Source organism: Hyella patelloides LEGE 07179 (genome assembly GCF_900659865.1).
Taxonomy (GTDB): Bacteria; Cyanobacteriota; Cyanobacteriia; order Cyanobacteriales; family Xenococcaceae; genus Hyella; species Hyella patelloides.
This window is the reverse complement of record NZ_LR214096.1, coordinates 1-6,842: the sequence shown is the minus strand read 5'-3', so window position 1 is coordinate 6,842 and position 6,842 is coordinate 1. Positions and strand designations below refer to the sequence as shown.

General features: G+C 37.5%; 6 protein-coding genes. 2 read left to right on the top strand and 4 right to left on the bottom strand.

All coding sequences use genetic code 11. The features are described 5' to 3' along the window. Positions 1–46: 46 nt before the first annotated feature. Positions 47–949, bottom strand: a complete 903-nt coding sequence (locus H1P_RS29520) for a calcium-binding protein (RefSeq protein ID WP_144874479.1) — start codon at positions 947–949, stop codon at positions 47–49. Between the two features lie 1,009 nt (positions 950–1,958). Between H1P_RS29520 and H1P_RS29515 the strand changes: the two genes are divergently transcribed. Together H1P_RS29515 and wecB are read left to right on the top strand one after the other, a co-directional pair. Beyond that, on the top strand, positions 1,959–3,596 hold the full coding sequence (locus H1P_RS29515; RefSeq protein WP_144874477.1) for a dipeptide ABC transporter ATP-binding protein: 1,638 nt from the start codon (positions 1,959–1,961) through the stop codon (positions 3,594–3,596). Positions 3,597–3,937: 341 nt separating this feature from the next. Continuing rightward, a complete protein-coding gene (gene wecB / locus H1P_RS29510; RefSeq protein WP_144874475.1) occupies positions 3,938–5,056 on the top strand; it encodes a non-hydrolyzing UDP-N-acetylglucosamine 2-epimerase in 1,119 nt (372 codons plus the stop codon). 248 nt (positions 5,057–5,304) lie between these two features. Here the strand turns inward: wecB and H1P_RS29505 are convergent, their stop codons facing one another. From H1P_RS29505 to H1P_RS29495, 3 genes are all read right to left on the bottom strand, one after another. Beyond that, positions 5,305–5,685, bottom strand: a complete 381-nt coding sequence (locus H1P_RS29505; protein WP_144874473.1) for a cytidine deaminase family protein — start codon at positions 5,683–5,685, stop codon at positions 5,305–5,307. 104 nt (positions 5,686–5,789) lie between these two features. Then, the gene (locus H1P_RS29500; protein WP_144874471.1) at positions 5,790–6,149 is read right to left on the bottom strand and encodes a DUF4019 domain-containing protein; all 360 of its coding nucleotides are present in this window, start codon (positions 6,147–6,149) and stop codon (positions 5,790–5,792) included. Positions 6,150–6,398: 249 nt separating this feature from the next. Beyond that, positions 6,399–6,842, bottom strand: a 444-nt coding sequence (locus H1P_RS29495; protein WP_484133493.1) for a photosynthetic reaction center family protein, incomplete at its 5' end; no start/stop codon positions are given.

Here is a 6,842-nt window from a genome sequence, read left to right as displayed (position 1 = left end):
GTTCATAGAACATCAACAGTTTTATTTTTAATAGATTATTACAAGCTTAAACGTCAACAAAATCGCCACTATCAATAACGCTAGCATCAATCCCTGAAAGTACCGCCAAAGTATTATTCGTGCTAGTTTCTCTAATTAAAGTATTAGTATTAGCAGCATTATTACGAATAGTTAGATCGGCAAAAGTTAAACTATCAGCTAAACCCAAGATGTCTGTACCATCTACATAATCACGGATGATAACACGATCGCTGCTAGTAGCTACCTGCTCGATAACAAAAGTATCACTACCTTGATTTCCAAACAGTCGGTCGACATCTGCGCCACCAATTAAAAAATCGTCTCCATTTCCTCCTCTAAGGGTATCTCGACCAGCACCGCCAGTCAAAGTATCGTCACCGCCTCTTCCTGCTAATACATCGCCTCCATCTCCACCTTCCAGAGAGTCGCCTCTTCCTCTACCTCTCAAAGTGTCATCACCACTACCACCAATAATGTTATAAGCGTTTCTTCTAAAGGGATCGGTTATAGAGAAAGGATTAGTAGAAGCAGCTTTTGGTTTAGTTATATCGTCTACTGTTAGAACATGTGTAGCACTACCATTAGTGACAGGAGAAATTGCAAAAGTATCGGTATTTTCTAGCAGTTCGTAAGTTTGAGAAAAGTTAGTAGCAAAACCACTTAAAGTTCCATCTACGTCTACACCAGTACCATTACGAAGTCGCCAAGCAGTCCCCTCAAAACCATCGACAGAAGTTGCTGTTCTACCAAACGACGTTAAATTAATATCTGTTGCGGTAGTCGGCTGAGAAATAGATAAAACCTGTGGGGTAGCTTCTAAGCCATTGTTGTTAATTAAGTCAATTAAGTAGGCAGAAAAAGATTGAGTGTTCTCAGGCGCAGTGATTTCTAAATTTGATGTCGTTGTTTTCCCTGATATAGTAATCATGTAAGTCACTGTTAGAAGTTAACACTTAGTCAACATAACTTATTGCTAATAATGTTGTCTATTGGTAATCTTACTGAGATTGCTAGGTTCAAAAACAGAATATTTTTCTGAAATTTTGTTAGTTAAAAGCGATTGCTATTGTAATTGTTATTGAGACAAAACTTAAAGTAAAACTATTAAAACTGAAATCTTTATTAACAGTATTTTTTGTTTAATTAACGTAAGCATCTGGCGCAATAGGTCTTGTTTAAGCTCAAAATAAAGTCAATTGAGGCTCAATAATTCTTGATTAAGGATTTTATAGAGATTTTTGTGTATGAAGTTTCAAGATATTCAAGCCCACTTTTAAAGCTTTATTGGGCTTAAACAAGAAGTATTGATTCACAAGGGATTTACTCTTAAAATATTTTCTATTGCTTCTTATCGCTCAAATTTGTAAATGTCAATAAATTTGGAACTTATTCTCAATATTGGCATCAAAGAAACTCGCTTCACCTAATGAAATTAGATCGCCACCGTCTGGAAAACCGAAGACTGAATCATTTCCAGGATTAGAACTAAATGGCTCGAAGATCAAAATATCCGCACCAGCACCGCCATATTAATATTTATCGAGAAAATAAACTTGATTTCTCTGTTTTCGCCTGTCAAAACCCTTGAAATATTAATTACGAGCTTGCGACAAATACACTCTCCAATATTGCGATCGCTTTTAGCAGGACAAAAGTATTATTATTGGTATTATCAACACTTTAGCTTCGGACGCGATTTTTCCTAAAATCAACTCTGAGAAAGAATATTCCCGTTTTCAACATCTAGGAAATACAGGAAGTCAAGCACCTAAAGTACAGGATAAAAATTGTAGAGAGTCAAAAAAGTCAGTGTATCTGAAATCTAAATCAGTTAAAACATTAAGTAGTAAATTCAACAATCCCAGAAAGAGATCGTACTAAACTATGATTTATATTTTTAGTCACGGTTTGTTTATTAATCTCTAACTACTTAATCTATGGCATTACTAGAAGTTAATCAGCTTAAAATTGCTTATCCCCATCAATCCCAACAAAAAACTATTTGGGCGGTGGATGATGTTTCTTTTACTCTTAATCCAGGGGAAAGAATGGGATTAGTAGGAGAATCAGGCTGTGGTAAATCTACTTTGGGAAGAACAATAATGCGTTTGTTACCAGAGGGTAGCCAAGTTACAGGAGAAGTTAATTTTCAAAGTAAACCTGTTTTTGATTTCAATACAGTCGAGTTAAGGCAATTTAGAGGGGAAGTGGTAGCGTTGATATTTCAAGACCCTATGACCAGACTAGACCCTTTGATGACTATTGGAGATCATTGTTTAGAAACATTACAAGCACACCAACCTAAGTTATCGCGCAAAGCAGCTAAAATCAAAGCCGTTGAAGCTTTGGAGGCGGTGCGAATTCCTGCAAATCGTTGGGGACAATATCCCCATGAGTTTAGTGGTGGTATGAGACAAAGAGTAGCGATCGCGTTAGCTTTACTTCTCGATCCTAAAATGATTGTGGCAGATGAACCGACTACTAGTCTAGATGTTACTGTCTCAGCAGAGATTTTAGATGAGTTGACTCGTTTGTGTAGCGAGCGAGATTTAGCATTGTTATTAATTTCTCACGATTTGGCAATGGTGGGAGAATACTGCGATCGCATTGCGGTGATGTATCAGGGTAAGATGGTAGAAATGGGGGATACAAAATCGATTCTCTACAGTCCCCAACACGAATACACTAAGTCTTTATTGAACGCTGCGCTAAAACTACAGGCAGATGCTCAAGCTAATTCTACTAGTTTTCAATCAAATGGAGCACAACCGATCCTTGAAGTTAAAAAATTAAAACAGCACTTTATTTTAGAAAGCAATTTCATTCAACAGCTATTTTCTCAAAAAAAAGAGGTGATTAAAGCCGTAGATGGGATTAATTTTGAGTTGTATCCAGGAGAGACTTTAGGGCTGGTAGGCGAGTCTGGCTGTGGTAAAAGTACCCTTTCACGAACAATTTTACAGCTACTCAAAGCTACTGCGGGAACAGTGGATTTTTTGGGACAAGATTTAACTAAATTATCCCGTAAGCAGATGAAACAAATGCGTCGTCAGATACAAATGATCTTTCAAGATCCCCATGCTTGCTTAAATCCTTTAATGACGGTAGGGGAAAGTATTGCCGATCCTTTGTTAATTCATAATTTAGCCAATTTAGGCGAAGCAAAGCTAAAAGTAGCCGAAATGCTGGTAAGAGTTGGCTTAACTCCTGTAGAAGATTATTATCATCGCTATCCTTCTGAATTATCAGGAGGACAACAACAAAGAGTAGCGATCGCCCGTGCTTTAATTACCAACCCTCAATTAGTGATCTGTGATGAACCAGTAAGTATGTTAGATGCTACAGTGCAAACACAGGTACTAGAATTAATGTTGGCATTAAAAGCCGAATTTAAACTAACCTACCTCTTTATTACTCACGATCTTTGGGTAGCCAGATTTTTCTGCGATCGGATTGCTGTAATGAATGGTGGTAAAATCGTCGAGATAGAGAGTACAGAAAAAATATTTAAGTACCCGCAACACCCTTATACCCAGAAGTTACTATCCGCAGCACCTTTATTGGTTAATTGTTAATTGCTTGTTGTTGGTCTTTTTTAATTGGTTGGTATGATGTGTCAATTGATTGGTTCGTTGGCTCGTTATTTAATATCAAATCTTATATCAATTTTAAAAATGCCCAAGACACATAAATCTTGGGTTTAGGCGTTTCGCGAAACGGAGGGGCTGTGACTCGAATCGAATTCGAGTCCCTGAAAGCCCCGTCCCCTACAAACAATCTGTCTTAACTAAAAACTAAAATAATATTACTTATTAATTATTACTGCGACGCGATAGCGAGTCCTTTAGGGCTACTTAAAAACTTCCTCATCATTCATCCCTCATCCCTCATCCCTCATCCCTCATCCTTTAAAAGCATGATTACTGTTTGCGTTATTTTAGGTACTCGTCCAGAGGCGATTAAATTGGCTTCTGTGATTCAAGAATTACGTAGCAAACCTGATATCAAAACTTATGTTGTTTTAACTGGACAACATAAAGAAATGGTAGATAGCGTAATGGAATTGTTTCAATTAACAGCAGATCGCAATCTGGAGATAATGAAACCAAAACAAACTCTAACTGAAATTACCTGTAATAGTATGCAGGGGTTAGAGACAATATTTGCTGAATTAAAACCAGATTTAGCTATTGTTCAAGGAGATACTTCCACTGCTTTTGCTGCTGCTTTAGCAGCCTTTTATCAACAAATTCCCGTCGGTCATGTAGAAGCTGGTTTACGTACTGATAATATCTTCAATCCCTATCCAGAAGAAGCCAATCGTCGTCTAATTTCTCAGATTGCCCAATTTCATTTTGCACCCACCACATTAGCAGTAGCCAATCTCCAAAAATCTGATGTTACAGGGAAAATAATTCAGACAGGAAACACCGTCATTGATGCTTTATTAACAGTAGCTAATGATAATCCTCCTTGTGAGATTCCTGGCTTAAATTGGGATAAATATCGCGTCTTACTAACTACTGTGCATCGTCGCGAAAACTGGGGACAACCATTACAAGATATCCTTAAAGGATTTCAAAAAATATTAGATAATTTTCCCGATACAGCCATTTTATTACCCATGCATCGTAACCCTACAGTAAGAGAACCAATTAAAGAAGTATTAGGAAAAAGCGATCGTGTTTTTCTGACCGAACCCTTAGACTATAAGCAGCTAGTGGGAGCAATATCGCGCTGTTATTTGCTATTAACTGATTCTGGTGGATTACAAGAAGAAGCACCCAGTTTAGGCAAGCCAGTCCTTGTTTTGCGAGAAACTACCGAAAGACCAGAAGCAACCCAAGCAGGTACAGCTAAATTAATTGGTACTGATTCCGATAGTATTTTTAATGCTGCAAAAGATTTACTAGATAATGATGCAGCTTATCAAAAAATGGCAACAGCTATTAATCCTTTTGGTGATGGTAAAGCAGCCCAAAGAATTGTCGAAACTATAGCAGATGAATTGAAAGCAAAAACTAACGAGGCTTAGAACAAATAATAATTACGCTATTAATTATTCTACCAATAACTGATGCAAGCCAAGCAAAATTAATTATTTGAGAATTTGTAAAATTACTTCTTAATAAACGTGAGTTCGATGAAAACAAAATCGGTTAGTTTTGGGTTAGGGAACGCCTGAATAGGGAACAGACTATTATTTATTTCGTTCTTATAAATCAACAATGCAACTCAGAATAATATTTGTCAAACTGACGTTAATAAACCAGAATACTTATATTAATTTTCCAGCCAATGATAAGGAAGCAGATTAAAAAGTTTCATTGTTTTTGATTGAGAAATTATTACTTCAGTATTTCGATTTGAGGAATTAGTTAGAATAATCAACTCTCTGCAACGTCCGCATGGTGGCAGAATTTTATCCTTATTAACAGCCACTATCTTAGCTATTTCGGTTTCGCGGTGTTTGAGCATTTCCGCGACTGCTGCGTGTTCGGCGCAAAAACCCAGACCACAAGAATAATCGAGACAGATACCACTATAAACGTTTCCTTTAGCCGTTAATAATGCTGCACCAACTCCTCCTGCTGAACCTCCGTTTGCCAGAAAAATCTCTCCTATCAGTGATTTAGCAAGATCGATTAGTTCATGATTTTTCATCTTTTTGAAATTAAGTGAGTGTTAAATTAGCTGTTGATTCTTTTTGCTTAGTTGGGATAATTAATGATCGCGCTGCTAAAAAAAGCTGAAATCTCGCGAGTTGTTCATTTAATAAAATAACCAGCTACTTTCCATCTGCCGTCTCGATCTAACATCGGTGTGACTGTTTCTAAAGCAGATTTTTTATTGACAAAAGAGGTATTGTATTGAATTACAACATATTCACCATCGGCAACCCCTGGAAGTGAAGTGGTGTATTGCTTTGATTCTAGTTTTCTAAACAGCTTTTCACCCAAAGGCTGTCTAACTCCTTGAAGTGTCTTCTCCCATTCCTCTTCAGTAATATTGTTTTGAAAATATGGTGCTGCTTCTAACCAGCTATCTGCATATTTAGAGTTATCTATCAAGTCGAGCCATTTTTGTGCTGATTCTTGCGCTTGATTCGTTTTTTCTTGAGTTGCCATGTCATTTCTCCATTTATTCTCGGTGGCGGGTAAAACTCAACATCACCTTATGTCCGCAGTTTACCTAAATTTTGGCTGAAGCACTATTCAACTAAATTCCCCAGGATGTAAACTAAGCCACTTATCCCCTTCTAACTGAATAATCATCAGTGCGAGATCGCATGATAGCTCAAAAAATTCCCCAAAAAAAGACGCTGAATCAAATTCAACGCCTTAATTTAAGTTAGATAAATATTTTAGCTTGGCTACCTAACCATGAATAGCAGGAGCAGTTAACGCTACAGGAACTTGCTCCCCTGCTGCTAAATCTAGGGGGAAGTTGTGTGCATTTCTTTCGTGCATTACTTCAAATCCTAGGTTAGCGCGGTTTAAGATATCAGCCCAAGTGTTAACTACACGACCTTGAGAGTCGATGATTGACTGGTTGAAGTTGAATCCGTTCAGGTTGAATGCCATGGTGGAAATACCCATTGCAGTAAACCAAATGCCCACTACGGGCCAAGAACCCAAGAAGAAGTGTAAAGAACGGCTGTTATTGAAAGAAGCATATTGGAAGATCAAACGACCGAAGTAGCCGTGTGCTGCCACGATGTTGTAAGTTTCTTCTTCTTGACCGAATTTGTAACCGTAGTTTTGTGATTCAGTTTCCGTAGTTTCACGTACTAAGGGACTTGCGCAAAAATAAACTACCAT